Below are 3,157 nucleotides of genomic sequence, written 5' to 3'. Positions count from 1 at the left end.
AACCTATAGCCAATTAAGTTTATGGAATCCAGACCGACCTCATCGATTTGAGCAGAGTGGATTATAATATTACTTAACCACCCTCAAAGCCCAAAGTCAAGGATATCTGTGCACTGTTAACTCTTAAGCTGACTGCAATTCTTCTTAACATAAATCGCTCTAAATCGCTTAAATCGCTCTTTGAAAAACGAAACGAGCCCCACTCACCATTGAGCAGGGCTCGTTTCGAGGGTGAGAATGGGGTCAGGCTTTACTTTGTGCAATTCTAGAATTGCACAAAGTAAAGCCTGACCCCATTCTCATCCTAAACGGGCATTGACTTCCTCCAGGAACTGCCTGGTATTGACTGTTTTCTTTTCTCCTTCCGCCAGCAAAGCCAAATCTTTGGTCAATATTCCTTCTTCAATGGTTTTTATGGCAGCCTGTTCCAGCTCACCGGCAAATCGTATTAAATCGTTGGTGCCGTCCAGCTCGCCTCTTTTTCTCAGCGCCCCCGTCCAGGCAAATAAGGTAGCCACCGGGTTGGTGGATGTCTCTTCACCTTTCAGATACTGATAATAGTGCCTCGTCACCGTCCCGTGGGCCGCCTCGAACTCATAGCAGCCGTCGGGCGAAACCAAAACCGACGTCATCATGGCCAGGCTGCCGAAGGCGGTGGCTACCATGTCCGACATGACATCACCATCATAGTTCTTACAAGCCCAGATAAAGCCGCCGGAGCTTCGCACCACCCTGGCCACGGCGTCATCAATTAATGTATAAAAATATTCAATATTCGCCGCCGAAAACTTTTGCTGATATTCTCTTTCATATATCTCTTGGAAAATGTCTTTGAAATTGTGGTCATATTTTTTGGAGATGGTGTCCTTTGTGGCAAACCACAAGTCTTGCTTTTGGTCCAGCGCGAAGCTGAAGCAGGCCCTGGCGAAACTCGCAATGGACTTATCCAGGTTGTGCATGGCCATGATAATACCGGGGCCGGCAAAATCATGGATGAGTTCCCTTAACACTTGTCCGTCTTCACCCGTAAAAACAATCTCCGCCTTTCCCTTTGCCTCAATCTTCATTTCAACCCCTTTGTACACATCGCCGTATGCGTGCCTGGCAATAGTGATGGGCTTATCCCATGTCTTTACAAAAGGCTTGATATTCTTAACAATTATCGGCGTGCGAAAAACCGTCCCGTCCAGAATTGCCCGGATGGTCCCGTTGGGGCTTTTCCACATCTGCTTCAGGTCATATTCCTTGACCCGCTGGACATTGGGCGTGATGGTGGCGCATTTGACCGCCACACCATATTTTTTCGTAGCCTCCGCAGCCTCCACTGTAATCCGGTCGTCTGTTTCGTCCCTCTTCTTAAGCCCCAGGTCATAATAAACCGTTTTTAAATCTATGTAAGGCGTCAATAAAATATCTTTGATATACTGCCAGATAACCCTGGTCATTTCGTCTCCGTCCATCTCAACTAATGGAACTTTCATTCGAATCTTTTCCGTCATATAATTCCTGCTCCCCTTCCTTCTCCCCTACTAAATCCTAAATCGCATTTATGTTAGACATTATACAACAACTCAATAGGCAAAGAAACCACACAACGGGGTCAGGCTTTACTTTGTGAAATTATTAGTATATTTCACAAGTAAAGCCTGACCTCTGTTTCATCTACTATTTCATCTATTTAACGGGGATCGTAGCCGACAACCGACCAAATACCCGTCTCGTCCCGCCGGACAAGCCTTTCCAGGTAAACTTTTTCGATAGGGCCGCCGGTGACCTCCACTATTGCCTCAGCACCGTTGTTCGCTGTCAGTTTAAAGGATTTCTCCGGTATCTTCGGGTCACCCGTAATTCCTTCCGGCGATACTTTTAAGTTGACAAAAGTGAGCGCCACTGCCACAGGATCAAGCTGCCAGGGGGTGTGTCCCCCGTCCACCTGCCGCTGGTCGGCTTTGGCAATTTCCATATCCACCGAAACCTTGACCTGAGCCATGCCAGCCAGATCGTTACCGGCGTCCGGGAGAGTGAGGTCGCCGGCAATCTGACGGGTCAACTCCACCCGCCGCGCCCCTTCAGCCTGAATTTCAATGCCGTCCTGCCGCCACCGCAGCCTTTCCCGCCAAACTTCCAGCGGCCCGCCGGCAGCAGTGCCGAAGGCGGAATTAGGGACCGGCTCGAAAGACCCCTTGGCGGCAGTTTCAGCAATCGTGGTATCACCGTAATCCAGAACGATATGGTCTTTATAAGCGAAGATGCGGCCCGGCGCTTCTTGCGGGAGCAGCGGAGTCAGTTGGCTGATGGCAGCCGCTTCTTCCACCGTAGCCACCAATTGCCCCGGCTCCTTCTCCACCACCTGATATCCTTCAGGCGGCTGGTAGGCAAATATGCCAGGATCGATCTGAGTATTCGGCTCAAAGCTAACATAAGTATATGTTGTCTGGAGCGCATTTTGCATCGCTGTTTGTAGTTGAACCGGCAGGTTGGTCTCAGCATCAATCCACAAATAATAGACCAGACCGCCAGGTGGTGAAATTTCAAGTTTTGTCGCCTGGCGCCCCGCAATCATCTCCGTTCCGACAACAGTGTGCGAATATTGCAGTGCCCGCTTTGACTCATCCCGCAGATCAAAATCATGCCGGGATGGGTCCGGTACCAGCGGCAGCAAGGCCACTTCCTTGCTTTGCGGACGGACCTGCCACTTCCGCTCGCCGTTATTGACAGTCATGGTGCCGTCGTCCTGCCGTACGGCATACTTATCCCCGTCTGACCAAAGTTCCACCCGGCGGCTCATCCATTCCTCTCCGGCTGCGTTTTTCGAGCGTATCTCAAGGACGCCATGATAATTGGCTAATTGAGCAACCGCTTTCTCCATGGCATAAGCCACGTCACGGTTAAAAAAGCCGGCTAATCCAGTCAAGCTCGTCAACGCTGCAAATAGCAGCAAACCCGCCGCCAAAACCGCGACACTCGGCAGAATCCACCGGCTGCGCAGGCGCTTTGAAGCCTTATTATTATTCAGCTTACCCGATTTAGGCTCTTGTTCAACCAATCGGTGGATGCTTGAAAGATTTTCTTTCTGTACTTTAGCATCAACGGAAGTCACAAGTTTTGCACCTTCTTCCCCGGCCGGTTATTTACATCAATAATAACGATTTAGTTA

The 3,157-nt window shown here is 49.9% G+C and carries 2 protein-coding genes; both read right to left on the bottom strand.

The window, feature by feature from the left end:
• Window positions 1-299: 299 nt before the first annotated feature.
• Entirely contained in the window at window positions 300-1,499 is a 1,200-nt protein-coding gene (locus A4E54_RS03040) for an NADP-dependent isocitrate dehydrogenase (protein WP_240085140.1), read from the bottom strand.
• Window positions 1,500-1,678: 179 nt separating this feature from the next.
• Window positions 1,679-3,100 carry a LolA family protein gene (locus A4E54_RS03035; protein WP_286724298.1) on the bottom strand — a complete coding sequence of 474 codons (1,422 nt, stop codon included), beginning with the start codon at window positions 3,098-3,100 and terminating at the stop codon, window positions 1,679-1,681.
• Window positions 3,101-3,157: the final 57 nt, after the last annotated feature.

The organism is Pelotomaculum sp. PtaB.Bin117 (assembly GCF_002067195.1).
Lineage (GTDB): Bacteria > Bacillota > Desulfotomaculia > Desulfotomaculales > Pelotomaculaceae > Pelotomaculum_D > Pelotomaculum_D terephthalicicum.
Note: the sequence above shows the minus strand (reverse complement) of the source record. Positions and strands in the feature narration are given on the sequence as shown.

Bases quoted from the DNA above. Each gene is read 5' to 3' on its own strand.
- A4E54_RS03040 (WP_240085140.1), bottom strand. From the start codon at position 1,499: ATGACGGAAAAGATTCGAATGAAAGTTCCATTAGTTGAGATGGACGGA.